This is a genomic window from Pseudomonas sp. NY15374 (assembly GCF_048068255.1).
Classification (GTDB): domain Bacteria; phylum Pseudomonadota; class Gammaproteobacteria; order Pseudomonadales; family Pseudomonadaceae; genus Aquipseudomonas; species Aquipseudomonas machongensis.
Window position 1 is genome coordinate 177,169 of the sequence record NZ_JBLUPZ010000012.1, and the last position, 24,352, is coordinate 201,520.

22 protein-coding genes are annotated in these 24,352 nt (G+C 65.5%); 12 read left to right on the forward strand and 10 right to left on the reverse strand.

The annotated features are described in order from the left end of the window. Positions 1-57: 57 nt before the first annotated feature. Entirely contained in the window at positions 58-951 is an 894-nt protein-coding gene (locus ACNFHO_RS22995) for a helix-turn-helix domain-containing protein (RefSeq protein WP_416767449.1), read from the reverse strand. Positions 952-1,147: 196 nt separating this feature from the next. Between ACNFHO_RS22995 and ACNFHO_RS23000 the strand changes: the two genes are divergently transcribed. The 4 genes from ACNFHO_RS23000 to ACNFHO_RS23015 all read left to right on the forward strand — a co-directional run bounded on the left by ACNFHO_RS23000 (position 1,148) and on the right by ACNFHO_RS23015 (position 4,967). Next, positions 1,148-2,053: a DMT family transporter gene (locus tag ACNFHO_RS23000; RefSeq protein WP_063546052.1), complete on the forward strand. Its 906-nt coding sequence runs from the start codon at positions 1,148-1,150 to the stop codon at positions 2,051-2,053. 84 nt (positions 2,054-2,137) lie between these two features. Further along, positions 2,138-3,649 carry a glucosyltransferase domain-containing protein gene (locus tag ACNFHO_RS23005; RefSeq protein WP_416767451.1) on the forward strand — a complete coding sequence of 504 codons (1,512 nt, stop codon included), beginning with the start codon at positions 2,138-2,140 and terminating at the stop codon, positions 3,647-3,649. Then, entirely contained in the window at positions 3,646-4,032 is a 387-nt protein-coding gene (locus ACNFHO_RS23010; protein WP_367613733.1) for a GtrA family protein, read from the forward strand. Before ACNFHO_RS23005 ends, ACNFHO_RS23010 begins: the two co-directional genes overlap by 4 nt. Then, positions 4,029-4,967, forward strand: coding sequence for a glycosyltransferase family 2 protein (locus tag ACNFHO_RS23015; RefSeq protein ID WP_063546050.1), 939 nt, complete (start codon positions 4,029-4,031; stop codon positions 4,965-4,967). Before ACNFHO_RS23010 ends, ACNFHO_RS23015 begins: the two co-directional genes overlap by 4 nt. Before the next feature lie 134 nt (positions 4,968-5,101). On the opposite strand, the gene ACNFHO_RS23020 is transcribed toward ACNFHO_RS23015, so the two are convergent. After that, a complete protein-coding gene (locus ACNFHO_RS23020) occupies positions 5,102-6,076 on the reverse strand; it encodes a 2-hydroxyacid dehydrogenase (protein ID WP_416767454.1) in 975 nt (324 codons plus the stop codon). Positions 6,077-6,190: 114 nt separating this feature from the next. Beyond that, positions 6,191-7,138 (reverse strand): LysR family transcriptional regulator, encoded by a 948-nt coding sequence (locus tag ACNFHO_RS23025; protein WP_054894897.1) that lies wholly within the window; start codon positions 7,136-7,138, stop codon positions 6,191-6,193. A gap of 180 nt (positions 7,139-7,318) precedes the next feature. Between ACNFHO_RS23025 and ACNFHO_RS23030 the strand changes: the two genes are divergently transcribed. The 4 genes from ACNFHO_RS23030 to ACNFHO_RS23045 are packed head-to-tail and all read left to right on the forward strand — an operon-like array spanning position 7,319 to position 12,050. After that, positions 7,319-8,833 (forward strand): efflux transporter outer membrane subunit, encoded by a 1,515-nt coding sequence (locus ACNFHO_RS23030; RefSeq protein WP_416767456.1) that lies wholly within the window; start codon positions 7,319-7,321, stop codon positions 8,831-8,833. Beyond that, positions 8,833-10,989, forward strand: coding sequence for an FUSC family protein (locus tag ACNFHO_RS23035; protein WP_063546868.1), 2,157 nt, complete (start codon positions 8,833-8,835; stop codon positions 10,987-10,989). The genes ACNFHO_RS23030 and ACNFHO_RS23035 overlap by 1 nt, the downstream gene beginning before the upstream one ends. Next, complete coding sequence (locus ACNFHO_RS23040; protein ID WP_054894899.1) at positions 10,979-11,179, forward strand: DUF1656 domain-containing protein; 201 nt, start codon at positions 10,979-10,981, stop codon at positions 11,177-11,179. The genes ACNFHO_RS23035 and ACNFHO_RS23040 overlap by 11 nt, the downstream gene beginning before the upstream one ends. Positions 11,180-11,189: 10 nt before the next feature. After that, the gene (locus tag ACNFHO_RS23045) at positions 11,190-12,050 is read left to right on the forward strand and encodes an HlyD family secretion protein (RefSeq protein WP_063546047.1); all 861 of its coding nucleotides are present in this window, start codon (positions 11,190-11,192) and stop codon (positions 12,048-12,050) included. A gap of 3 nt (positions 12,051-12,053) precedes the next feature. Here ACNFHO_RS23045 and ACNFHO_RS23050 read toward each other — a convergent pair whose 3' ends face one another. After that, positions 12,054-12,500 carry a universal stress protein gene (locus ACNFHO_RS23050; RefSeq protein ID WP_054894901.1) on the reverse strand — a complete coding sequence of 149 codons (447 nt, stop codon included), beginning with the start codon at positions 12,498-12,500 and terminating at the stop codon, positions 12,054-12,056. Between the two features lie 192 nt (positions 12,501-12,692). On the opposite strand from ACNFHO_RS23050, the gene ACNFHO_RS23055 reads away from it, so the two are divergent. The 4 genes from ACNFHO_RS23055 (at position 12,693) to ACNFHO_RS23070 (ending at position 17,791) form a co-directional block, all read left to right on the forward strand. Beyond that, on the forward strand, positions 12,693-13,598 hold the full coding sequence (locus tag ACNFHO_RS23055) for a LysR family transcriptional regulator (protein WP_416767458.1): 906 nt from the start codon (positions 12,693-12,695) through the stop codon (positions 13,596-13,598). Positions 13,599-13,719: 121 nt separating this feature from the next. Next, on the forward strand, positions 13,720-15,261 hold the full coding sequence (locus tag ACNFHO_RS23060; RefSeq protein WP_054894903.1) for an MFS transporter: 1,542 nt from the start codon (positions 13,720-13,722) through the stop codon (positions 15,259-15,261). Between the two features lie 23 nt (positions 15,262-15,284). Then, entirely contained in the window at positions 15,285-16,346 is a 1,062-nt protein-coding gene (locus tag ACNFHO_RS23065) for an HlyD family secretion protein (RefSeq protein WP_063546044.1), read from the forward strand. Next, positions 16,343-17,791, forward strand: coding sequence for an efflux transporter outer membrane subunit (locus ACNFHO_RS23070; protein WP_416767459.1), 1,449 nt, complete (start codon positions 16,343-16,345; stop codon positions 17,789-17,791). The genes ACNFHO_RS23065 and ACNFHO_RS23070 overlap by 4 nt, the downstream gene beginning before the upstream one ends. Before the next feature lie 104 nt (positions 17,792-17,895). Here ACNFHO_RS23070 and ACNFHO_RS23075 read toward each other — a convergent pair whose 3' ends face one another. From ACNFHO_RS23075 to ACNFHO_RS23100, 6 genes are all read right to left on the reverse strand, one after another. Next, on the reverse strand, positions 17,896-18,708 hold the full coding sequence (locus tag ACNFHO_RS23075; protein ID WP_125931471.1) for an SDR family oxidoreductase: 813 nt from the start codon (positions 18,706-18,708) through the stop codon (positions 17,896-17,898). A gap of 90 nt (positions 18,709-18,798) precedes the next feature. After that, positions 18,799-19,263 carry a hypothetical protein gene (locus tag ACNFHO_RS23080; protein ID WP_063546041.1) on the reverse strand — a complete coding sequence of 155 codons (465 nt, stop codon included), beginning with the start codon at positions 19,261-19,263 and terminating at the stop codon, positions 18,799-18,801. Between the two features lie 132 nt (positions 19,264-19,395). After that, positions 19,396-20,850, reverse strand: coding sequence for a mannose-1-phosphate guanylyltransferase/mannose-6-phosphate isomerase (locus ACNFHO_RS23085; RefSeq protein WP_054894908.1), 1,455 nt, complete (start codon positions 20,848-20,850; stop codon positions 19,396-19,398). A gap of 36 nt (positions 20,851-20,886) precedes the next feature. Beyond that, on the reverse strand, positions 20,887-21,534 hold the full coding sequence (locus ACNFHO_RS23090; protein WP_054894909.1) for an alginate O-acetyltransferase AlgF: 648 nt from the start codon (positions 21,532-21,534) through the stop codon (positions 20,887-20,889). A gap of 17 nt (positions 21,535-21,551) precedes the next feature. Next, on the reverse strand, positions 21,552-22,709 hold the full coding sequence (locus tag ACNFHO_RS23095) for an alginate O-acetyltransferase (RefSeq protein WP_416767460.1): 1,158 nt from the start codon (positions 22,707-22,709) through the stop codon (positions 21,552-21,554). A 10-nt stretch (positions 22,710-22,719) separates the two neighbouring features. Then, entirely contained in the window at positions 22,720-24,180 is a 1,461-nt protein-coding gene (locus ACNFHO_RS23100) for an MBOAT family O-acyltransferase (protein ID WP_416767461.1), read from the reverse strand. Positions 24,181-24,352: the final 172 nt, after the last annotated feature.

Sequence of the window (24,352 nt, forward strand, 5' to 3'; positions counted from 1 at the left end):
TAGACACATGATCAGGAGCCCACAACTAGCAGAATTATCAGGTACCCAGGCGAAGGTTTATCGGCTCGCAAGTTCTATTCTGCCCAACGCAGCACGATACTCCCCGGGCGTTGCGCCCATCGCCTGCCTGAAGCGATTGCTGAAATGGCTGGCACTGGCAAACCCGCACAGCAATGCCACCTGCCCCAGCGGCAGGTCGCCCTGGCGCAGCAACCGGCACGCCTGGTGCAGTCGGCGCGCCAGCAGGTACTGGTGTGGCGGCAGGCCGAAGCTTGCGCGGAACATCCGGGCGAAGTGGTATTCGGACAGATTGCAGCGCAGCGCCAGTTCGTTCAGTGAAAGCGGCTGGTCGAGATTGGCCTCGATGTAGTCCACCAGATGCAGACGCTGGTGCGGCGCCAGCCCGCCCTTGAGCCGTAGCCCCTGGCGCAGGCCGGCCTGGCCCAGCACGGCATGGTCGATGATGGCGTGGGCCAGGCTGCTGGCCAGCAGGCGCTCGGCAGGTTCGTTCCAGTCAAGCCCGATCAGTTGGTGAAAGCGCAGGGCCTGCTGTGGGTCGTCGAGGAAGGTGGCTTCGTGCAGCTGCATTTCCCGTGGCTCGCGGTCGAGCAGCCGAATGCAGCCGAGGGCGAACTGTTCTTCGCTGATGTACAGGTGCGCCAGGCGGATGGTGCCGTTGACCACCCAGTTGGACTCGTGACCGGCGGGCATGATGCACAGTTTGTTCGGCGCGCCCTTGTCGCCCGGGCGCTGGCGGCGGAAGGTGCCGGTGCCGTCGGCGATGTAGCACGACAGGGTATGGTGGCTGGGGGCGAGGTAGTCACGCGCATCGTCACGGTTGCGCCACAGGGCTGCGGCCAGGCCCTCGCCCATTTGCGCGCTGGCTTCCAGGCGGGCGTTGGGCGAGCTGTGCATGGCGTTGAAGACTTGCAACTGATGAAGTGGCGGCATGGGCGATTCCTCTGGAGGGCTATCGTACTGCGGCGCGAGCGCAAGGGGAGTGGTTGCCGACGGAAAAGCGCAAGTTTGTGCAAGCGCGGGGCGGGGCGAGGGGGACAGACTTCGTGAGCGGCGGTGGGTTCTTCGCGGGCAAGCCCGCTCCCACCGCCGCTTCCGCAGACCGCCGCCAGACCCAAGGACCCCGCCCATGAATCTGTCGCTCTATTTGCTTACCGTCCTGATCTGGGGCACCACCTGGATCGCCCTGAAGCTGCAATTGGGTGTGGTCGAGATCCCGGTATCGATCGTCTACCGCTTTGCCCTGGCAGGTCTGATCCTGTTCGCGGTCCTGCTGCTGACCCGTCGCCTGCAACCGATGAATCGGCGTGGGCACCTGATCTGCCTGGCCCAGGGGCTTTGCCTGTTCTGTGTCAACTTCATGTGCTTCCTCACCGCCAGCCAGTGGATCGCCAGCGGCCTGATCGCCGTGGTGTTCTCCACCGCGACCCTGTGGAACGCGCTCAACGCGCGGATCTTCTTCGGCCAGAAGATCGCCGCCAACGTGCTGGGCGGTGGCGCCATGGGCTTGCTGGGGTTGGGCCTGCTGTTCTGGCCCGAGCTGTCCGGACACGCCGCCAGCCGTGAAACCCTGGTCGGCCTGGGCCTCGCGTTGCTGGGTACCCTGTGCTTCTCGGCCGGCAACATGCTTTCCAGCCTGCAACAGAAGGCGGGCCTCAAGCCGATGACCACCAACGCCTGGGGGATGGTGTACGGTGCGACCCTGCTGGGGTTGTATTGCCTGGTCAATGGCGTGCCCTTCGCCATGGAGTGGAACACCCGCTATATCGGTTCGCTGCTGTACCTGGTGATTCCAGGTTCAGTGATTGGCTTTACCGCCTACCTGACCCTCGTCGGGCGCATGGGTCCGGAGCGGGCGGCGTATTGCACGGTGCTGTTCCCGCTGGTAGCGCTGAACGTGTCGGCATTCGCCGAAGGCTATCAGTGGACGGCACCGGCATTGCTGGGGCTGGTCGCCGTGATGGCCGGTAATGTGCTGGTGTTTCGCAAGCCCCGGGTTGCCAAGGCCACCCAGGCAGCGTTGGCCATGAAGTGAGGCCTGTGCCCGACACCGTTGCAGAAGACGCTGGCGCTGCGCTGTCTACACTTGGCCAAACCCCTTGATCCTGCAAGGTAGGCCATGCCGACAGCCCAGCCGTGGAACCGCCCCCTGACACCGCGCCAGGCGCACCTGCTCTGCCTGCTCGCACTTGCCCTGCATGTGCTGCCGCTGATTCTCGCCGACTCGATGTACCTCGACGATGTCTGGCGCGCGCAGACCGCCACGGGGAACTGGACCGCCGAAGGGCGCCTGTTCACCCAGTGGCTGCATGCAGGGCTGAGCTTCGCCGGCGGGGCGATCAACCTGTTCCCCTTGCCGCTGCTGTTGAGCCTGCCAGTGGCGGCCTATGCCCTGGCGCGCCTGGCCATTCACTACTTCGGCCAGCCGCGCCCGACCGACCTGCTCGTGGTGTTGCCGCTGTGGTACAGCCCGTTCTTCCTGCAGAACCTGTCATACCAGTACGACGGGCCCGCCATGGCACTGGGTTTGGCGGCGATGATCCTGGCGGTGAGCCTCGATCCACGCCGGTTGTTCGCCGGCACCGTCTTGATTGCCTGCGGCCTGGGTTTCTACCAGGTGACGCTGAATGTATTCATCGGCTTGTGTTGCATCGACGCGATGCGCGGCCTGTTGCGCGGCGATCCGCTGGTCCGGCTGGGCAAGGTGGTGACCTTGCGTGTGGTGCAGATGCTGTTGGGCGCGCTGGTGTATCTGTTGGTGGCGATGCCGTGGATGTCCGAGCAGCGTTTGACCATGCTGGCAGTGGATGCTGCGCTGCCGGGCGAAGTGATAACGCGCCTGGGCACGGCGTTCGAGCATGTCGCCCTGCTGCTGACGCCCGGCAACCTGGTCCTGGCGGCGGGGCTGGCACTGCTGGCCGCCGCTGGGCTGTGGCGCGATGGTCGAGGTATCCATCGGCAGCACGGCCTGCCAGGCCTGCTCGTGCGCGTCGCCGGCCTGCTGCTGGCGGTGCTGGTGCTGGTGGTGATGACCAGCGGCGTGATGCTGGCATTCGACTATTTCATTCATGGCGCACGCACCCTGATGGGCTTTGCCTGCGTGCTGGTGCTACTGCTCTACCTGGCCAGGCGCGGGCTGGGTGACCGCGCGCCTGATCGCGCGCTGATTCTCTGCCTGCCGCTGTTGTCGATGCTGGCGCTGGCCTACGCCCATGGCCGTCTGCTGGAGGCGCAGAAGGCGCAGTTCGCGGCGATCGGTCAGTACATCGGTCAGGACATCCTCAGCCACCCCGCCCTGGACAAGGCCCGCGCCTTCTACCTGCTCGAACGCAACCAGGCCGAGGGTTGGTTACCTGCGGCCTCTGGCGCGCAGGCCCGGGCACCGTTGCTCAAGTTCATCCGCAGTTCGGACTTCGTACTCTTGCCGGAGATGATGGCGCGCGTCGGTATCGGCCAGTTCTATATCAACAGCACCGCCAACCAGAGCCCGGCGCCGACCTGGCGCGCCGATGACCTGCTGGCCCGCGGCGGCACACCGGTAGTGGACAACCGCCTGTACAGCATCTACCTCATCGGCGACCAGGGTTATGTGGTGACCAAGCCGCAGCCCAAACCCTGGACGTTGCCTTGAACGCCGGTGCGGGCGGGCTGTTGGACCAGATGCGGCGCTATGTGCTGGTCGGGTTGGGCAACACCCTGGTGCACGGGTCGGTGTTCTTCCTGCTGCACCTGCTGCTGGGGTTGCGCCAGGCGCCAAGCAACCTGCTGGCGTTTGCCGTTGCGGCGAGCCTGTCGTACTACGTCAACGCCCGCTACACCTTCGCGGCCAGGCCCAGCAAGCGGCGCTACTTGCTGTTCCTGCTGGGCATGGGGATAGTGAGTGTGGCGGTGGGTGCGCTTTCCGACTGGGCGCGCCTGTCACCCTGGCTGACCCTCGTGATCTTTTCCATGGTCAGCCTTGTAGCGGGTTACAGCTACTCGCGCAGTGTGGTCTTCAGACGGAGGACGCCATGAACATCACCCTCATCGTGCCGGTGTACAACGAGCAGGACACCCTCGAACACTTCTACCGCACCGTGCGTGCCGAGCCGTCGCTGCAGGGCATGACGGTGGAGATCCTGTTCGTCAATGACGGCAGCAGCGACGAGACCGAGGCGATCTGCGCCGAGCTTGCGCTACGCGATGAATGGGTCACGGTGATCAACTTCTCGCGCAACTTCGGCAAGGAGTCGGCGCTGTTCGCCGGGCTCGAATATGCCGATGGCGATGCCATGGTGCCGATCGATGTCGACTTGCAGGACCCCATCGAACTGATCGCGCAGATGGTCGAGCGTTGGCAGCAGGGCGCCGACGTGGTCCTGGCCAAGCGTCGCAGCCGCGATGCCGACACCCCGCTCAAGCGCTGGAGTGCGCGCCTTTATTACCGGCTGCACAACCGTATCGCCTCCACTCATATCGAAGAGAACGTCGGTGATTTTCGGCTGCTCGACCGCAAGGTGGTCGCCGCGATCCGCCAGTTGCCGGAGCAGCAGTTGTTCATGAAGGGCGTGTTGTCGTGGGTAGGATTTCGCACCGAGATCATCGAGTACGACCGCCCGCCGCGGGTGGCGGGGGAGAGCAAGTTCGGCCTGTGGCGACTGTGGAACCTGGCGCTGGACGGCATCACCTCGTTCAGTACCGTGCCGTTGCGGTTGTGGACCTACATCGGCGCGGGGGTGTCGCTGTTCGCGCTGGTATTCGCGGTGTACCTGATCGTGCAGAAGGTACTGTGGGGGATCGACCTGCCAGGGTATCCGTCGTTGCTGTCGGCGATCCTGTTCCTGGGCGGGGTGCAGCTGATCGGGATCGGGATACTGGGCGAGTATGTCGGGCGGATCTACCAGGAGACCAAGCACCGGCCGCGGTATGTGGTGCGCAAGGTGCTGGGCAGGCGGCGCCAGCCGCGGTGAGCCTGTTGGATGGGTGCTGGCCTCTTCGCGGGCAAGCCCGCTCCCACAACAGCCCACATAGCTTCTGAATACGGTGGTGTTACCTGTGGGAGCGGGCTTGCCCGCGAAGAGGCCGGTACAGTCAGCGGCCAGGCTCAGCCCTTCCACACCTGCGGATTCACCAGGTCCCGTGGTCGCTCGCCCAGCAACGCTGCGCGCAGGTTCTCCATTGCCCGGTTGGCCATGGCATCGCGGGTCTCGGCAGTCGCCGAGCCGATGTGCGGCAGGGTGAGCGCGTTGGGCAGCTTGAACAGCGGAGAATCGGCCAGCGGCTCCTTCTCGTACACATCCAGCCCTGCGCCACGGATGGTGCCAGCTTGCAGCGCCTCGACCAGCGCCGCCTCGTCCACCACCGGCCCGCGGGCGATGTTGATCAGGAAGGCGCTCGGCTTCATCAGCTTCAGCTCACGGGCGCCGATCAGCTTGCGGGTGGCATCGGACAACGGCACCACGATGCAGACGAAATCGGACTCGGCCAGCAACTGCTCCAGGCTGCGGAACTGCGCGCCCAGTTCCTGCTCCAGCGCGCTCTTGCGGCTGTTGCCGGCATACAGGATCGACATGTTGAAGCCCAGGCGACCACGGCGTGCCACGGCGGCGCCGATGTTGCCCATGCCGACGATACCGAGGGTCTTGCCGTGCACGTCGCTACCGAAATGTGCCGGGCCTACGGTTGCCTGCCAATTGCCGGCCTTGGTCCAGGCGTCCAGCTCGGCGGTACGGCGGGCACAGCCCATGATCAGCGAGAAGCCCAGGTCGGCGGTGCTTTCGGTGAGCACGTCGGGAGTGTTGGTCAGGACGATGCCGCGTTCGTTGAAGTAGTCCAGGTCGTAGTTGTCGTAACCGACCGACACGCTCGACACCACCTCCAGTTTGCCGGCACCTTCGAGCTGCGCGCGGCCGAGCTTGCGGCCGACGCCGATCAGGCCGTGGGCCTCAGGCAGCGCTTCGTTGAACTGGGCATTGATGTCGCCCAGCTTGGGATTGGGCAGGATCACGTTGAAGTCGTGCTGCAGGCGCTCGGCCATGGCCGGGGTGATACGGCTGAAGGCCAGGACGGTCTTTTTCATCGGGCTACTTCTCTGCAAGGCGGTGGGACGATGGCGGCCTTGCGAAAAGGCCGCCGCGAATCAACGATTGGTTAGCAACCTACCATTGTCCCCACCTTCAGTGCAGCAGCTTTTTCAGGTGGCGATCAGCAATTCATGGGTCTTCAGGTCCGCTTCATGCGCCGCCAGGATTTCCGGCAGCGAGTTGCGCAGGTACTCGACCCAGGTCTTGATCTTGGCATCCAGGTACTGGCGCGACGGGTAGATCGCGTACAGGTTCAGCTCCTGCAGGCGATAGTCGGGCATCACCCGCACCAGGCTGCCGTCGCGCAGGCCGTCGATGGCAGAGTAGATCGGCAGCACGCCCACCCCCATGCCACTGCGGATCGCGGTCTTCATCGCGTCGGCGGAGTTCACCTGGAACGGCGAGCTGGTGATGTTGACCATCTCCTGGCCTTCCGGGCCGTCGAACAACCATTTTTCCAGCGGAATCACCGGGCTGACCATGCGCAGGCACTGGTGCTTGAGCAGGTCGGCAGGCTTGTGTGCGATGCCGTGGCGAGCAATGTAGTCGGGCGAGGCGCAGACGATGCTGTAGGTGATACCCAGGCGCTGGGAGACGAACCCCGAATCCGGTAGCTCGCTGGCCAGCACGATGGACACGTCGTAGCCCTCGTCGAGCAGGTCGGGCACGCGGTTGGCCATGGTCAGGTCGAATGTGACGTCTGGGTGCGTTTCGCGGTAGCGGGCGATGGCATCGACCACGAAATGCTGGCCGACGCCGGTCATCGAATGCACTTTGAGCTGCCCGGCCGGGCGGGCGTGGGCATCGCTGGCCTCGGCTTCGGCCTCCTCGACGAAGGTCAGGATCTGTTCGCAGCGCATCAGGTAGCGCTTGCCCGCTTCGGTCAGGGCGATGCGCCGTGTGGTGCGATTGAGCAAGCGGGTTTGCAGATGGGCTTCCAGGTTGGAGACCGCTCGCGACACGTTGGCGGTGGTCGTATCCAGCTGCGCAGCGGCAGCGGTGAAGCTGCCGAGCTGGGCTACACAACTGAAAGCACGCATGTTTTGCAGGGTGTCCATGGGTCACTCTCGATCTAGAGGACAAAATTGTGACATGAAGTGACGAAAAAGAACGTCCGACCAAAGCCGGATTATCGCTGTTTTGGTAACAAAGATTCGCAGGAATATGCGCTTATCGCCAATGAAACCCGCCCCTAGAATTGCCCGGCCCCTTCACCTCTTCCTCGGGAAATCGCAGCTGTGCCGCGTCGCAACATCGGAGCGCTTCGAGCGCTCAGTGCCTGTGCCCTTAGCCTGTCCTTGAGCGGCTGTATCGGAACCTGGGGCATCGCCCCGCAAAGCAAGACGCTGCAAGCCAACCAACTCGCCACCGACACTGCCATCCGCGAAGCCGACCGCGACGCCCATTGGCCTGCGCAGCAATGGTGGCGCGCCTATGGTGATCCCCAGCTCGATCGCTGGATGGACCTCGCGGTTGCCGGTAGCCCGAGCCTGGCCATGGCCGCGGCGCGGGTGCGCCAGGCCAGGGCCCTGGCTGGTGTGGTCGAGTCGGCGGAACGCCTCCAGGCCAATGGCGAGGCGACCCTCAAGCGCCACAACTGGCCGGAGGACCAGTTCTACGGCCCCGGCGCCCTGTCCGGCGCCAATACCTGGGACAACAACGCCGCCATTGGCCTGAGCTACGCCCTCGACCTGTGGGGCCGTGAACGCAACGCCACTGAGCAGGCGCTGGACCAGGCGCACATGCGCGCCGCCGAAGCCCGCCAGGCCCAGCTCGAATTGCACGACAACGTGGTGCGCACCTACATCCAGCTGAGCCTGCATTTCGCCCAGCGCGACATCGTCCAGGCCGAGCTGGAGCAGCAGGAGCAGATCCTCGCGCTGGCCAGGCGGCGCCTCGAAGCCGGGATCGGCACCCATCTGGACGTCAGTCAGGCCGAAGCGCCGTTGCCGGAAACCCATCGGCAGCTCGACAGCCTCGATGAAGAAATTGCCCTGACGCGCAATCAATTGGCGGCACTGGCCGGCAAGGGACCGGGCGAGGGGGCCAGCCTGCAGCGCCCGACACTGACGCTCGCGGCGCCGCTGTCCTTGCCCTCGGCATTGCCCGCCGAGCTGGTCGGCCAGCGCCCCGACGTGGTCGCCAGCCGTTGGCAGGTGGCAGCCCAGGCCCGCGGCATCGAGGTCGCCCACGCAGGCTTCTTCCCCAACGTCGACCTGGTCGGCGGCCTTGGTTTCATGGCCACCGGTGGCGGGCCGCTGGAGTTTCTCACCGGCCGCAAGTTCAACTACAACGTCGGGCCTGCCATCAGCTTGCCGATCTTCGATGGCGGGCGTCTGCGCGCGCAGTTGGGTGAAGCTTCGGCCGGCTACGACATGGCTGTTGCCCATTACAACGAAACAGTGGTCGGGGCGTTGAAGGGGATTTCCGACCAGTTGATCCGTCGCGAGTCGATGGCGCAGCAGGCACACTTCGCGGCCGAATCGGTCGCCGCCGCGCAGAAGACCTACGACATCGCCACGGTTGCCTTCCAGCGCGGGCTGACCGACTACCTGAACGTGCTCAATGCGCAGACCCTGCTGTTTCGCCAGCAGCAGATCCAGCAGCAGGTCCAGGCTGCGCGCTTGAGTGTGCATGCCGAGCTGGTCACGGCGTTGGGCGGAGGTCTGGGTGCGGGCAGCGACGTGCCGGATGAAGGGCATCAGGCGGTGCCGAAAGCGCCGGCCCTGATTGCCTCGGGACGCGGGCAATGATGCGTTGGCTGTCCAACCTGGAATGGCGCCGGGGCTTCTTTGCCTGGGCGCGCACCGACGGGGTGACCTGGGTCTACATCTTCAAGGTGCTCGCTGCGGCGTTCCTCACCCTCTGGCTGGCCATGCGTCTGGAGCTGCCGCAGCCGCGCACGGCGATGATCACCGTGTTCATCGTCATGCAGCCGCAGAGCGGGCATGTGTTCGCCAAGAGTTTCTACCGCATGCTCGGCACCCTGGCCGGCTCGGCGATGATGGTCGCGCTGATTGCGATCTTCCCGCAGAACACCGAGCTGTTCCTGCCCAGCCTGGCGCTGTGGGTCGGCCTGTGCTCGGCAGGGGCCATGCGCTATCGCACCTTCCGCGCCTATGGCTTCGTGCTGGCCGGTTACACCGCGGCGATGATCGGCCTGCCGGTGCTCCAGCACCCTGACCAGGCGTTCATGGCCGCGGTATGGCGGGTGCTGGAGATCTCTCTGGGGATTCTCGTCTCGACCCTGGTCAGTGCCGCGATCCTGCCGCAATCGGCCAGCGCCGCCATGCGCAATGCCTTGTACCAGCGCTTCGGCGTGTTTGCCGGGGTGGTGGTCGAGGCCCTGCGCGGCAACAGCCAGCGTGCGCTGTTCGAGTCGTGCAACGTGCGTTTCATCGCCGAGGCGGTGGGGCTGGAAAGCCTGCGCAACGTCACCGCCTTCGAAGATCCACACATGCGCAGGCGCTCCGGGCGCCTGGTGCGCATGAACAGCGAATTCATGGCCATCACCACCCGTTTCAACGCCTTGCACCGTTTGCTCGAACGCCTGCGTGCACGCGGCCCGGCGCAGATCGTCGGTGCCATCGAGCCGGGCCTGCATACCCTGGCGCAATTGCTCGAGCCCTACGTCGGGCGAGCCCTGACCGATGCCGATGCGCTACGCCTGACCCTGGAACTGGCGGCCTACAAGGACGGCCTGCAGGCGCAGGTGCGCGGGCTGCGTGCGGCGTACCTGGAGACCGGCCCCAGCGACGCCGACCTGCTGGACTTCCACACCACCTACGAGCTGCTCTACCGCCTGGTCGACGACCTCTATAGCTACGCCCAGACCCATGCCTCACTGGCCGCGCACAACCACGAACGCGAGCAGTGGGACGAGCCCTATGTGGCACAGACCAGCTGGCTGGTGTCGCTGGCCGCCGGCGTGCGTGGCGCCGCGGTGCTGTTGCTGCTGGGCAGCTACTGGCTGCTCAGCGACTGGCCCAGCGGCGCCATGATGACGCTGATCGCCACGGTCACCGCCGGCCTTTCGGCGGCGTCGCCCAACCCCAGGCGCATGTCGTTCCAGATGGCGTGCGGCACCTTGCTCGGGGCGTTCATCGGCTTCTTCGAGACCTTCTTCGTGTTCCCCTGGATCGACGGTTTCGCTCTGCTGTGCATGGTGCTGGCGCCGGTGTTCGTGCTCGGTGCGTTCCTCTCGTCGCGTCCGGCCTATGCCGGTTATGGCGTGGGCTTGCTGGTGTTCTTCGCCATCGGTTCGGTGCCCAACAACCTCACGGTCTACGACCCGTATGCCTTCATCAACGATTACATCGGCATGATCATCGGCATGCTGGTCTGCGCTGCGGCCGGGGCGATCATCCTGCCGCCGAACAGTCGTTGGCTATGGAGCCGCCTGGAGCAGGACCTGCGCGAACAGGTGCTGTTCGCCATCGGTGGGCGCCTGCGTGGCCTGGGCTCGGCTTTCGAGAGTCGCACCCGCGACCTGCTGCACCAGGCCTATGGCCTGGCGGCTGGCAAGCCGCAGGTGCAGGCCGAGCTGATGGGCTGGATGTTCGTGGTATCGGAAGTCGGTCACGCCGTGATCGAACTGCGCAAGGAGCAGGCCAATGCCCCGGTGCACCCGGCCTATGCCGAATCGCAGCCCTGGCGCCAGGCGATCAGGGTGATGGGGCGCGCCCTGGCGCGGCTGTTCCTGCAGCCCAACGCCAGCAACCACGAGCGCGCGCTGGTGGCGGTCGACCACGCCATCAGCCGCGTGCAGGCCACCGACGAACCCTTCGCCCGGCACTTCGACACGTCGGTGCTGCGCCGCGCGCAGAGCTACCTGCACTTCATCCGCACCTCGCTGCTCGACCCCCAGTCACCCCTGGCCCCGGCCAAAGGATTGCACCATGCCCCGTGAGATCGCCTTCCATGGCGTGTACATGCCCACCATGACCCTGATGTTCCTGTTCGCTGCAGGCCTGGCCTGGGGCCTGGACCGCTTCATCGCCAGCCACGACGGCTATCGCTTCTTCTGGCACCCGGCGCTGTTGCGCCTGTCCCTGTTCGTCTGCCTGTTCGGCGCACTGGCGCTGTCTGTCTACTGGTGAGAAACCTTCGATGAAAAAGTTCTTCAGCCTCCTCGCCACCCTGCTGGTGCTGACCGCTGCCGTGGTGATCGGCCGCCAGTTGTGGCTGCACTACATGACCACGCCCTGGACCCGCGACGGTCGCGTGCGCGCCGACATCATCAACGTCGCGGCCGATGTGCCGGGCTATGTGGTGGACGTGCCGGTGCGTGACAACCAGCAGGTGAAGAAGGGCGATGTGCTGATCCGCATCGACCCCGAGCACTATCGCCTGGCCGTGGAGCAGGCCCGGGCGCTGGTCGCTTCGCGCAAGTCCACCTGGGAGATGCGCAAGGTCAACGCACGGCGCCGTGCCGACCTGGACAACCTGGTCATCTCCAAGGAGAACCGCGACGACGCCAGCAATATCGCCAACGCCGCCCTGGCCGACTATCAGCAGGCCCAGGCACAACTGGCAGCGGCCGAGCTGAACCTCAAGCGCACCGAGATCGTCGCCACGGTCGACGGCTACGTCACCAACCTGAACATCCACAAGGGCGATTACGCCCGCACCGGCGAGGCGGTGATGGCGGTGGTGGACGAGCATTCGTTCTGGGTGTACGGCTTCTTCGAGGAGACCAAGCTGCCGCATGTGAAGGTGGGGGACCAGGCCGAGCTGCAGATGATGAGCGGCGAGTTGCTCAAAGGGCATGTCGAGAGCATCGCCCGCGGTATCTATGACCGTGACAACCCGCAGAGCCGCGAGCTGGTCGCCGATGTGAACCCGACCTTCAACTGGGTGCGCCTGGCGCAGCGGGTGCCGGTGCGGATTCATATCGATGAAGTGCCCGAAGGCTACCTGCTGGCCGCTGGCACGACCTGCACGGTGGTGGTCAGGCCGGGCGGGGCGTGAGGGTCACTCGCCTGCCGGGCAGACCAGCACTGGCACCTGTACCCGGTCGATCACCTTGCTGCTGATCGACGGGTCCAGCAGCCTGCCGAGGCGCGACAGGTGCCGGTGGCCCATGATGATCAGCTCGCAGCCCAGTTCCCGGGTCTTGTCGACGATGGCCTCGACCGGTTGCGCAGCGACCATGCAACCCTGGCATTGGAAACCCGCTTCGCGCAGCGTGGCCACGGCTTGTTGCAGGGCGCGTTCGGCCAGTTGCTGCTCCTCGCAGGCGGCGGGGTATTCCTCCAGTTCCTGCTCGGTATAGGACGCCGGGCGCTCGTGCACGGCGAAGGTCGGGTCGATGGCCAGCAGTACCTGCAATGGATGTTCGCCGGGGCGGCAGTAGCGGCGGGCGAGGTCGATCAGGGGGGCGCTGGCGGGGGAGGCGTCGATGGCGATGAGGATGGGCATTGGCGGGGCCTTATGTCAGGGCGGGTGAGCGGTGTCGATCTTTTCGCGGGCTTGCCCGCGAAAAGAACCCCACCATTCTCGAACCTTCCCCCAACCTGGATAAATGGCCCCCCACGCACGGCGTCATTGCACCAGACGCAATCGTGCGACCTGCTACCATCGCGTTTCCCACACTCGCCACGGAAACCGGCCATGCAACTCCCGGACATGAACCTGCTTGTCGCCCTCGATGCCCTGCTCGACGAGGGCAGTGTGGTGGGCGCTGCGCAGCGCATGAACCTGAGCCCAGCGGCGATGAGCCGCACACTGGGGCGCATCCGCGACGCGCTGGGCGACCCGATTCTGGTGCGTGCCGGGCGCGGCCTGGTGCCGACACCCCGCGCGCTGGCCCTGCGTGACCAGGTGCGGGCGCTGGTCGAGCAGGCCGGGCTGGTGTTCAATAGCGGCGAGGACGTCGACCTGCCGAACCTGGAGCGCGCTTTCAACATCCGCACCAACGACCTGTTCGTCGCCCTGTATGGCGCGCGCCTGCTGCACATGATGCTGGCCGAGGCACCGCGCACGGTGCTGCGTTTCGTGCCGGAAGCCCATGGCGATGACGACCTCGTGCTGCGCCACGGGCAGATCGACCTGGTGGTGAGTTCGAGCATCGAACTGGGGCCGGAGATCAAGGTGCAGCATCTGTTCGATACGCACTTCGTGGGCCTGGCGCGGGACGACCATCCGATCTTCGACGCGCCGATCACCCCCGAGCGCTTTGCCCGCTATCCACAGATCAGCGTGTCGCGGCGCGGGCGGGCCAACGGGCCGATCGACGTGGAGCTGGGCAACTACAAACTGCAGCGGCGGGTGTCGCTGATCACCCCGAGTTTCCACTCGGCGATGTTCTCCCTGCCGGATTCCGACCTCATCCTGCCGATGCCGGCGAATATCCTCGGCAATGTGCTGAAGTTCGGGCTGCCGCTGCGCTCGTTCGAGATTCCGGTGGAGTTGGAGAAGGTGCGGGTGATGCAGGCCTGGCATCCACGGTTCGACAATGACCCGGCGCATCGGTGGCTGCGGCGGACATTGAAGGCGTGTTGCGGGACCGAGCCTTGAGGCCGGAGTGAAAGCGGATTGCGTCTGGCGCAATATAAAACTGCCAACAAGTCAGTTTTCGTAAGCATTCCCCACCCCTAGACTTCCCACAGCTGAAAAATGTTGCTGGAGATGTCTAGAAATGAGTTCCCTGAGCGCACCCGCCGCTGCACTCGCTGCCGCCCCGGTGGCTGCTGCGCCCGCGCAGACGCCATTCGGCCTGCGCGTGGTGGTGGGGTTGTTCGGTGTGTTACTGGCGGTGCTTTGCGCCGGGCTCAACGAGGCGGTGACGAAGATTTCCCTGGCCGATATCCGCGGCGCCATGGGCATCGGCGCCGACGAGGGGGCCTGGCTGGTGGCGGTGTATGCCGCTGCATCGGTGTCGGCCATGGCCTTCGCACCTTGGCTGGCCACCACCTTCTCGCTGCGCCGCTTCACAATGACCGCCATTGGCCTGTTCGCCGTGCTGGGCCTGGTCCAGCCCTTGGCCCCCAACCTGCATAGCCTGATGCTGCTGCGCGTGCTCCAGGGCTTTGCCTCGGGGGCATTGCCGCCGATGCTGATGAGCGTGGCGCTGCGCTTCCTGCCGCCGAACATCAAGGTCTATGGCCTGGCCTGCTATGCCCTGACCGCCACGTTCGGGCCCAACCTCGGCACGCCACTGGCGGGCCTGTGGACCGAATATGTCGGCTGGCAGTGGGCGTTCTGGCAGATCATCCTGCCCTCGGCACTGGCGATTTTCTGCGTCGGTTGGGGCCTGCCGCAGGACCCGCTGCGCCTGGAGCGCTTCCGGCAGTTCGACTGGCGTGGCGTGCTGCTGGGGTTGCCGGCCATCAGCAGTATCGTGCTGGGCCTGTCGCTGGGCGATCGTTGGGGCTGGTTCGATTCGCCCTTGATCTGCTGGCTGCTGGGCGGTGGCCTGCTGTTGCTGGTGCTGTTCATGTACAACGAATGGTCCGAGCCCTTGCCGTTCTTCCAGTTGCGCATGTTGTCGCGGCGCAACCTGAGCTTCGCCCTGGTGACCCTGGCCGGCGTGCTGGTCGTGCTTTCCGGCGTAGGTAGCATTCCTTCGGCGTACCTGGCGCAGATCCAGGGCTATCGCCCGGCGCAGACCAGCCCGCTGATGATGCTGGTGGCCATGCCGCAACTGATCGCGCTGCCGCTCACCGCAGCGCTGTGCAATATCCGCGCGGTGGACTGCCGCTGGGTACTGGCGAGCGGGCTGGCGATGCTGGCGGCCTCGTGCGTGGGCAGCAGCCTGCTCACCAGCGAATGGATCCGCGGTGATTTCTACCCGTACTACCTGTTGCAGGTGTTCGGCCAGCCGATGGCGGTGCTGCCGCTGCTGATGCTTTCGACCAACGGCATGACCCCGCAGGAAGGCCCGTTCGCGTCCGCCTGGTTCAACACCGTGAAGGGCCTGGCGGCGGTGATCGCTACCGGTCTGCTCGATGCCCTGGGCACCCTGCGCAGGCATTTTCATTCCAACCATCTGGTCGACAGCCTGGGCAATGCGCCACTGCTGGACGATGGCGCGGCGAACCTGGCCAGGCGCCTTCACGAACAGGCCCTGGTACTGACCTCGGCCGACCTTTACCTGGTGATGGCCTGCATCGCCGTGGCCCTGATCTGCCTGATTCCCTTTGTGCCTACCCGGGTCTATCCGCCCCGTGCGGTGGCCTGACCCTGTAGTTCGAGACAAATGACATGACCCAAGCACGCAAGACAGTTTTCATCGGCTCGGTACTCGCCGTGGCCGTCCTCGCCGCCATCGTCGGCCCCTGGATGTTCGGCAGCGACCACCGCCAGAGCACCAACGACGCCTACGTCACCGCCGACTACACCGTGGTCGCGCCGAAGGTGGCAGGCTTCATCAAGCAGGTGCTGGTCGAGGACAACCAGCAGGTCAAGGCCGGCCAGTTGCTGGCGACCATCGACGCTCGCGACTACCAGGCCGCACTGGATGCCGCCCAGGCCCAATTGCTGGTGGCCAAGGCGCAGGCCATCGATGCCCGCGCCACCCTCGAGCGCCAGGCGGCGCTGATCGCCCAGGCCGAGGCCGCGGTGAAGGCGGCGCAGGCCGAGGCCGGTTTCGCCGACCATGAAGTGACGCGCTACAGCCGCCTGGCCGAGCAGGGCGCCGGCACCGTGCAGAACGCCCAGCAGGCGCGCAGCCGCGTCGACCAGGCCCGCGCGCGGCTGGCCAACACCCAGGCGGCACTGGTGGCCACGCGCAAGCAGGTGGACATCCTCCAAGCCCAGGTCGCCAGTGCCGATGGCCAACTCAAGCGCGCCGAAGCCGGCGTGGAAAAAGCCGAGCTGGACCTCTCCTACACCCGCATCACCGCGCCGGTGGACGGCATGGTCGGCGAACGCGCGCTGCGTGTTGGCGCCTACGTCAATCCAGGCGCGCGGCTGCTGTCGGTGGTGCCACTGCAACAGGCCTATGTGGTCGGCAACTTCCAGGAAACCCAACTGACCCATGTGCAGCCGGGCCAACCCGTGCGCATCAGTGTCGATACCTTCTCCGGCGAGACCCTGCACGGGCATGTCGAGAGCATCGCGCCGGCCACCGGCGTCACCTTCGCCGCGGTGAAGCCGGACAACGCGACCGGCAACTTCACCAAGGTGGTGCAGCGGATTCCGGTGAGGATCGTCTTCGATGATGGGCAGCCTTTGCTCGAGCGTCTTCGTGTGGGCATGTCGGTGGAGGCGACCATCGATACCCAGGGCGACACCCTGGCTGGCAAAGAGGTGACTGCGCGATGAAAGCCCATCCAGCCATTGCGGCAGCCGCTTCCACAATGCTGCTCGCCGCGCTGTTGGCCGGCTGCACCCTCGGCCCGGATTTCCAGCGCCCCGACAGCCAGGCGCCGCAGCAGTGGAACGCCCTGCAGGGCGAGCAGGCGGCGAGCCAGCCTGTGGCAGAGCCGCTGCAACTGCGCTGGTGGGACAGCTTTCATGACCCGCGCCTGAGTGCGCTGATCGAGCAGGTCGCAGCGCGCAACCTCGATCTGCAGATCGCCAGCGCACGCCTGCTGCAGAGCCGGGCGCTGCGCAGTACCGTCGCAGCCGACGAGCTGCCGTCGGTGGATGTCAACGCTGGCTACAGCCGTGCGCGCAACAGCGCCGAAGGGCTGAGCGACCCATCTGGCAAGGCGGGCAAGTCGGCCTTCAATCTGTGGCAGGGCGATCTTGTAGCGGGTTGGGAGTTGGACTTCTGGGGGCGGGTGCGGCGCCAGGTCGAGGCGGCCGATGCCAGTGTCGAGGTGGCCGAGAATGACCGCAATGGCGTGCTGCTGGCGCTGCTCGCCGAGACTGCGGGTGACTACATCCAGTTGCGCGCGGTGCAGCACACCCTGCAGGTCACCGAGGATAACCTGAAGGTTGCCCGGCACAGCCTGAAGTTGTCCGAGGACCGCCAGGCCGAGGGTGTCGCCACTCGCCTCGACGTGGCCCAGGCCAATGCCCAGGTGGCGTCCATCGAAGCGCGCCTGCCAACCTTGCAGGCGCGTCGCGATGACCTGATCAATACCCTGAGCCTGCTGGCGGCCGAGCCGCCGCGCAGCCTGCAGACCACGTTGCTGGACGTTGGCACGTTGCCGGCGCCGGAGCAGAAGTTCGCCATCGGCGTGCCTTCGCAACTGGCCGAGCGCCGCCCGGATATCCGCCAGGCAGAAGCCCGCCTGCATGCCGCCACCGCGAGCATCGGCGTGGCCAAGGCGGATTTCTACCCCAGCATCCGCTTGTCCGGGAGTGCCGGCTTCCAATCGATGCAACTGGCTGATTTCGGCAACTGGGATTCGCGGCGCTTCGCCTTCGGGCCGCAGTTGTCGTTGCCGATCTTCGAAGGCGGCCGCCTGAAAGGCACGCTCCAGTTGCGTGAGGCGCAGCAGCAGGAGGCGGCGCTGAACTACCGCAAGGTGGTACTCGGTGCCTGGCATGAGATCGACGATGTGCTGCGCTTGTACAACGCCAGCCAACTGCGCCGTGACCATTTGGCCGAGGCGGTGCGGCAGAACCGCATTGCCCTGGAAACGGCGCAGCGGCAGTACGTGGAAGGGGCGGTGGACTTTCTCAACGTGCTGACCGTGCAGTCGGCACTGTTGGCCAGCGAAGAGCAGTGGATCGACAGCTCGGCGGCCGTATCGCAGGCGCTGGTGGGGCTGTACAAGGCGCTTGGGGGCGGCTGGCAGGCGTTCGACAAGGTTTGAGACGGGTGGTGGATTCTTCGCGGGCAAGCCCGCTCCCACAGGACGGACAGCACCGATTCTGTACTTGTGGGAGCGGGCTTGCCCGCGAAGAATCCACCACCGCTTCAAAGCGGCCGCAACAACCCGAAGCGCTTGCGCAACACCTTGTCCAGCAACCGCTGCGGCAGCAGCCGTGCCATCAACGGCAAGGCGGTGCTGCCATTGCCCAGCCTCACCAGCGCCGGTGTCGGCGTCTTGCGTGTGGCTGCCAGCAATCCCTGGGCAAAGGTCGCCGCTGGGGTCGGCCTGTCCTGCGAGGCGCGAGCCCTGGCCTGCACCTGTTCGCGCAACGGCCACCACGGCGAATCCGCTACCAGTACCTGCTCGGCTTCGTGCTGTGCATTGCTGGCGAACTGCGAAGCGATCGCCCCGGGCTGCACTTCCATCACCCGGATCCCGAACGGTGCCAGCTCCAGGCGCAGGGCGTCGCTCAGCGCATGCACGGCGGCCTTCGAGGCACAGTAGGCCCCGGCGAAGGGCGTGACCAGGACCCCGGACACGCTGCCGATGTTCACCACCAGGCCTTTGGAGCGGCGCAGCAGCGGGAACAGGGCGCGGGTCACGCCGACCAGCGAGAAGACATTGGTTTCGAACTGGCGCTGCAGGGCTTCGACGCCGCCGTCGAGCAGCGGGCCCATGGCGCCGTAGCCGGCGTTGTTGATCAGGATGTCGAGTTCCGGCAATTCCTCGGCCAGTCGTGCCAGGGCCTGCGGGTCGTTGACGTCCAGTTGCCGGGCGACGAAGCCAGCGCTGGCGAGGCGCTCGACATCTTCAGGCTTGCGGGCGGTGGCCCAGACCTGGTGGCCGGCATCGCGGAAGGTATCGGCCAGGGCGCGGCCGATGCCGCTGGAACAACCGGTGACAAGAACGGTGGGCATGGTCAGGGTCTGCTGTCAGGTGAGATGTGCAGCGTCTGCACCGGCCTCTTGGCGGGCAAGCCCGCGAAAAAGCTCGACGCGGTCGCCCGGTCAATTGGCAAATGTACCTTGCAGGTGCTCGGCACGAAACTCCAGGGTCTGCGCACGATAGCCAGAACGCAGCGGTGGCAATGGCAGGCAGTCTGTCCATTCGGCACCCGGCTGCAGCTCACCGGGCCCACGATAGCGCGGCGCGGCATAGGTGTTTTCGGCAAGGTTGACCGTATCGCCCGGGGTGTAGGCGGCAACCCGCCAGCGCAGCTCGGTGAGCGGCACCTTGTTGCCGTTTTTCATTCGTACTTGCAGGGCCCGGTCGGCAGGGCATTGATCGGGCGCATAACTCAGGCGCAGATCGAGACGGGCCAGTTGCGAGGCTTCGCGGCTGTCCTGCCAGACCACGAACAACGCAACCAGGCCCAGGCCGCACACGGCGGCCATGGAAATCGGCAGGGCCTTGGCCGGGTAGCGCAGTAGCAGGACCAGCCAGGTGAGGATGAGAAAGGCGCCGATGATCATGAGGGTGCAGGCCTTGGTTGGGCGGTTCGATCATCGTAGCGGGAAATGACGCATGGCTCAAAAACGCCATCGCGGAACACGTCGCAGCGGCGAACCGCCGCTGTGACTTGTTCCGCGATGAAAGCGCTGCCGTTACTGCGCGATGGTCTTCACCGAAACCCCACGTTCGACCGGCGTGGAAGTACGCCCGTACACATCCTCGAAGCGCTCGATATCATCCTCGCCCAAGTAGCTCCCGGACTGCACTTCGATGATCTCCAGCGGGATCTTGCCCGGATTGCGCAGGCGGTGCACCGAGGCAATCGGGATGTAGGTCGACTGGTTCTCGGTGAGCAGGAACACGTTCTCGTCGCATGTCACCTCGGCGGTGCCGCTGACCACGATCCAGTGCTCGGCGCGGTGGTGGTGCATCTGCAGCGACAGGCTGGCGCCTGGCTTGACGGTGATGTGCTTGACCTGGAAGCGTCCACCCATGTCCACCGAGTCGTAGGAGCCCCACGGACGGTACACCTCGAGGTGGTTCTGGGTCTCGCTGCGGCCTTGCTGGTCGAGGGTGTTGACCAGTTGCTTGACGCCCTGGACCTTGTCCTTGTGGGCAATCATCATTGCGTCCTTGGTCTCGACCACGACGATGTTCTCAAGGCCGATCACCGACACCAGTTTGCCGTTGCCGTGGATCATGCAGTTGTGGCTGTCCTGCACCACCACGTCACCCTTGGTGACGTTGCCGTTGTCGTCCTTCTCGTGCACATCCCACAGCGACGACCAGCAGCCCACGTCGCTCCAGCCGGCCGACAGCGGCACCACGCAGGCGCGCTGGGTCTTTTCCATCACCGCGTAGTCGATGGAGTTGTCCGGGCAGCAGGCGAAGGTGGCTTCGTCGATGCTCAGCACGTCGGCCTCTTCGTCGCTGCGCTCCAGGGCCAGCAGGCAGGTGTCGTAGATATCCGGGTCGTGCTTTTTCAGCTCTTCGAGGAAGCGGCTGGCGCGGAACAGGAACATGCCGCTGTTCCAGAAGTAACCGCCAGCGCGGACGAACTCGTTGGCGCGTTTCTCATCGGGCTTTTCGACGAACTGCGCGACCCGCGCCACACCCTCTGGCAGCAGGGCGTCCTGGCTGGAGCGGATGTAGCCGTAGCCGGTCTCGGGCTTGGTCGCCGGCACGCCGAACAGCACCATCTCGCCGCGCTCGGCCGCCACGGTGGCCAGGGCCAGGGCGCGTTGCAGGGCTTTCTGGTCCTCGATCACGTGGTCGGCGGGCAGCACCAGCATCAGCTCGTCGCGGCCCTCGTTGACCAGTTTCATGGCGGCCATTGCCACCGCTGGCGCGGTGTTGCGCCCGAAGGGCTCCATGAGAATGGCCTGGGTTTCGAGCTTCAGGCCCGCCAACTGCTCCTGGACGATGAACTTGTGGTCCTTGTTGCAGACCACGATGGGGGTATCCATGCCCTCGAACACCAGGCGCTGGAGGGTCTGCTGGAACAGGGTGTGTTCGCCGGTCAACGCCAGGAACTGCTTGGGGAACTGCTTGCGCGACAGAGGCCACAGACGCGAACCGCTACCACCAGAAAGAATTACCGGGATCATCATGTTTCTCCAATAGTCGTTTAGAGGCAGGGGGGTTCAGTTGCTAGCCACGGGGCGAGTTACCCACACCGGCGACAAGCTGTTGCCGGAACCGGTGACATACAGCACGGCCGCTTCGCCGCGCTCCAGGGCGACGGGTTTGACGTCGCTGACTTTCTTGTTGCCGTCGAACAGGGCCAGGTTGACCTTGACCGGATTGATTTCGCGCTCGCCGCGACCCTTGGCGGCCACCGGCTTGACCACTTCGGTCTTGCCGTCGGCGGTCTTGAGGGTCAGCGACTGGTCGCTGAGGTTCTGCACGCGCACCAGCGCTTTCTGCTTGTTCTTGAACGGTGGCTCCTCGATCAGTTGCGGGTTGCCGCCGTTGTTGTTGACCAGGGTGTAGTACTTGTCCGAGGCCAGCTTGACCGGCACGCTCTTGCCGCCGACCTGGGCGGTGTAGTCGCCGCCAGGCAGGAAGCTGAAGTCGCTGCTGGCCTGGGCACCGACCTGCTTGATCTGGGTATTGCCGACCGAGGCCGCGGTGGGCGCGGAGCTTGCGTTGTACAGGCGCACGAAGGTCGAGCCTTTCGGGGCGCTAGGGCCATAGAGTGCGGCGTCGGCACCGGCGAAGGCCTGCAGCGATGCCAGGGAAAGGCCGGCCGCGAGGGTGAGGGCTTTGGCGATGGATGGCTTGTGAGTCATGTGCGTGTTCCTCTCTTTCAGTGGTCCGTCCGGTTGGACGAAAGGGCCAGGTTTTCTTCGGATTTACGGGTGTTCTTCAGTTGCGCGATCCACTGCGGATCGAAGCTGCTGAGGTCGTTATTCATTGGCAGATAGCGCTCGGGGAACTCCCACACCACGACCTGTGGCGGGGTGTTCTTGAAGGCGTCGCTCTGCAGGTACTTGAGCATCGGCAGGAGCGGGCCGTGGCCGTCCTCGGCATAGTTGGCGACGTCGCTGTGCAGCGCCTGTTGCAGGGCGCCGAGGAAGTTCCAGTGCGGGTTGGCGCTGTAGCTGGTGCCCACCAGTGCCACCGGGATGGCGCTGTCGGCGAACAGCGCATCGCCGTCGTCGCCCTCGGCTTGCGCCGGGCGAGTGGTGCGCTGCTGCAGGTTGTCCGGGGTTGGCAGCAGGTTGCTGAACAGCGGGTCGAGCGGCAGGAAGTTGGTCAGGTCGCCTTTGTATGGCGCAGTCTTGCCCGCCTCGGTGATGTAGGCCTGGGGTTGGCTGTCGAGCAGTTGCTGGCGCTTGACGCCTTCGGCGATGGACTGGGCAACCACTTCGGCGCCCATTGGCGTCCAGTGCGTGTCGGTGCGCAGGAATACCTGGCCACGGGCCTTGGCCTGCTCCAGTGGGGCGAGCAGGTCGGGGGCGAACACGTTGGCCTGGCGCGCCTGGGCGTGGAACTGGTTGAACAACTCGCCGTGCAGGCTGGCGGGCGTCTCCTTGCCCAGGTACTCGGCATAGACCCGTGCCTTGGCCGGCACGATCGCCAGTACCAGCTCGATGTTCTGGCGCTGCAGGGTGTCGCGCACGCCGCGGATCAGCGCCAGGTTGTCCTGCATCAGTTGGTCGGCGTTGGCGGTGGGGTTGAATTCCTCATCGCTGAACAGCCACTGGTCGCGGCCCAGCACCACACCGGGGCGGCCTTCGTTGAACAGCTTGAAGTCCAGTGCGGCCCAGAGGTTGGTGCCCAGGCGCTTGATCGGGAACTGTTCGTCGTAGTGGGTTTCGGCGGCCTTGGCCAGCTTGCCGTCGAGCAGGGTCATCTGCCCGGTACGGTTGAAGCTCTCCAGGCCCCCGACCGACCAGGCGCCCAGGCCCACCAGCAGACCGAGGAACGACAGCGAATAGGTGATGCGAAGTGTGCGGTTCATGTCATCCACCTCAGAACTGGAAGTACAGGAACGGCGAGTAGCTCTGCGCCGAAAGCTTGAGGATCGAGGCCACGAACAGCAGCAGCACCAGGGCGCGGGTCATGACCCGGCTCCAGTCCAGGCTCAGCGTGCCGTCGCCATGTACTTGCGCCGGAATGCGCGGGGCGGCCGGTGGCGTTGCGTTGCGGTAGAAGTCGCGCAGGCCGAAGAACGCCAGGGTCAGGTAGGCGACGATCAGCGTGGCCACCTGCAGGCCGGTGAGTTGGGCGCGGTTGAGTTCCGACAGCTGCCACTGGCCGAAGCTGAACATGGCGCCGTACATACGGCCGGCTACTTCGAGGTTTTCGGCGCGGAAGATCACCCAGCCGACGACCACCAGCAGGAAGGTGAAGGCCCATTTGACCGGGTTGAAGCGCTGCGGGTTGGTGTCGATGCCCAGCGCGCGTTCGATCGCCAGCCACATGCCGTGCCAGGCGCCCCAGATGATGTAGGTGAAGTTGGCGCCGTGCCACAGGCCGCCCAGCAGCATGGTCAGGAACAGGTTGCGGTAGGTGGCGAAGGTGCCGCCGCGGTTGCCGCCCAGGGTGATGTACAGGTAGTCGCGCAGCCAGGTCGACAGGCTGATGTGCCAGCGCCGCCAGAACTCGGTGATCGACTGGCTGATGTAGGGCTGCTTGAAGTTCTCCATGAAGCGAAAGCCCATCATCAGGCCCAGGCCGATGGCCATGTCGCTGTAGCCGGAGAAGTCGAAGTACAGCTGCGCGGTGTAGGCCAGCGCGCCCAGCCAGGCATCGCCGGTGGTGGGGTTCTGCAGGGCGAAGCAGTGGTCGGCGACCACCGCCAGGGTGTCGGCGATGAACACTTTCTTGATGAAGCCCTGCATGAAGCGGGTGCAGCCTTCGGAGAACTTGTCCAGGGTGTGGGTGCGGTTGTTGAACTGATCGACCAAGTCCTTGAAGCGCAGCACGGGGCCGGCGATCAGGTGCGGGAAGATCGCCACGAACGCGGCGAAGTCGATCAGGTTGCGCGTGGCCGGGGTGTCGCCGCGGTACACGTCGATGATGTAGCTGATCGACTCGAAGATGTAGAACGAGATACCGATCGGCAGCAGCACGTGGGTGAGGATGAACGGCTCAAGGCCGAACGAGCTGATCATCGCGTTGAGGCTGTCGACGCCGAAGTTGGCGTACTTGAAGTAGCCGAGGATCGCCAGGTCCACGCCCACGCCCAGCAGCAGCCAGCGCTGGGCCGGCTTGGTGCGCACGCCGGCAGCGCCGACTTTCAGACCGATCCAGTAATTCCACAGGGTGACGCCTGCGAACAGCGCCAGGAAGTCTACCCGCCACCAGGCGTAGAAGATGTAGCTGGCCACCAGCAACAGCAGGTTGCGATAGCGGTTCCCGCTCAGGTAGTACAAGCCGAGGAAAACCGGCAAGAACAGGAACAGGAACACGTTGGACGAGAAGACCATCCCGGTTCTCCTTTTTGTTCACAGCATCCGGGGCACAGCGCCCCCCAAACCCCCCACGAAAATGCGGGGGATCACCTTGGTGCCGGTGGGCGCGGGGGGGGGGGGGGGCGGGGGGGGGGGGGGGGGGGGGGGGGTGGGGGGCGGGGGGGGCGGCGGCGCGGGGCGCCGGCCC

Excerpts from the sequence above, each read along its gene's own strand:
- ACNFHO_RS22995 (WP_416767449.1), bottom strand. The coding sequence starts at position 951 with ATGCCGCCACTTCATCAGTTGCAAGTCTTCAACGCCATGCACAGCTCG.
- ACNFHO_RS23000 (WP_063546052.1), top strand. The coding sequence starts at position 1,148 with ATGAATCTGTCGCTCTATTTGCTTACCGTCCTGATCTGGGGCACCACC.
- ACNFHO_RS23005 (WP_416767451.1), top strand. The coding sequence starts at position 2,138 with ATGCCGACAGCCCAGCCGTGGAACCGCCCCCTGACACCGCGCCAGGCG.
- ACNFHO_RS23015 (WP_063546050.1), top strand. The coding sequence starts at position 4,029 with ATGAACATCACCCTCATCGTGCCGGTGTACAACGAGCAGGACACCCTC.
- ACNFHO_RS23020 (WP_416767454.1), bottom strand. The coding sequence starts at position 6,076 with ATGAAAAAGACCGTCCTGGCCTTCAGCCGTATCACCCCGGCCATGGCC.
- ACNFHO_RS23025 (WP_054894897.1), bottom strand. The coding sequence starts at position 7,138 with ATGGACACCCTGCAAAACATGCGTGCTTTCAGTTGTGTAGCCCAGCTC.
- ACNFHO_RS23035 (WP_063546868.1), top strand. The coding sequence starts at position 8,833 with ATGCGTTGGCTGTCCAACCTGGAATGGCGCCGGGGCTTCTTTGCCTGG.
- ACNFHO_RS23040 (WP_054894899.1), top strand. The coding sequence starts at position 10,979 with ATGCCCCGTGAGATCGCCTTCCATGGCGTGTACATGCCCACCATGACC.
- ACNFHO_RS23045 (WP_063546047.1), top strand. The coding sequence starts at position 11,190 with ATGAAAAAGTTCTTCAGCCTCCTCGCCACCCTGCTGGTGCTGACCGCT.
- ACNFHO_RS23050 (WP_054894901.1), bottom strand. The coding sequence starts at position 12,500 with ATGCCCATCCTCATCGCCATCGACGCCTCCCCCGCCAGCGCCCCCCTG.
- ACNFHO_RS23055 (WP_416767458.1), top strand. The coding sequence starts at position 12,693 with ATGCAACTCCCGGACATGAACCTGCTTGTCGCCCTCGATGCCCTGCTC.
- ACNFHO_RS23060 (WP_054894903.1), top strand. The coding sequence starts at position 13,720 with ATGAGTTCCCTGAGCGCACCCGCCGCTGCACTCGCTGCCGCCCCGGTG.
- ACNFHO_RS23065 (WP_063546044.1), top strand. The coding sequence starts at position 15,285 with ATGACCCAAGCACGCAAGACAGTTTTCATCGGCTCGGTACTCGCCGTG.
- ACNFHO_RS23070 (WP_416767459.1), top strand. The coding sequence starts at position 16,343 with ATGAAAGCCCATCCAGCCATTGCGGCAGCCGCTTCCACAATGCTGCTC.
- ACNFHO_RS23075 (WP_125931471.1), bottom strand. The coding sequence starts at position 18,708 with ATGCCCACCGTTCTTGTCACCGGTTGTTCCAGCGGCATCGGCCGCGCC.
- ACNFHO_RS23080 (WP_063546041.1), bottom strand. The coding sequence starts at position 19,263 with ATGATCATCGGCGCCTTTCTCATCCTCACCTGGCTGGTCCTGCTACTG.
- ACNFHO_RS23085 (WP_054894908.1), bottom strand. The coding sequence starts at position 20,850 with ATGATCCCGGTAATTCTTTCTGGTGGTAGCGGTTCGCGTCTGTGGCCT.
- ACNFHO_RS23090 (WP_054894909.1), bottom strand. The coding sequence starts at position 21,534 with ATGACTCACAAGCCATCCATCGCCAAAGCCCTCACCCTCGCGGCCGGC.
- ACNFHO_RS23095 (WP_416767460.1), bottom strand. The coding sequence starts at position 22,709 with ATGAACCGCACACTTCGCATCACCTATTCGCTGTCGTTCCTCGGTCTG.
- ACNFHO_RS23100 (WP_416767461.1), bottom strand. The coding sequence starts at position 24,180 with ATGGTCTTCTCGTCCAACGTGTTCCTGTTCCTGTTCTTGCCGGTTTTC.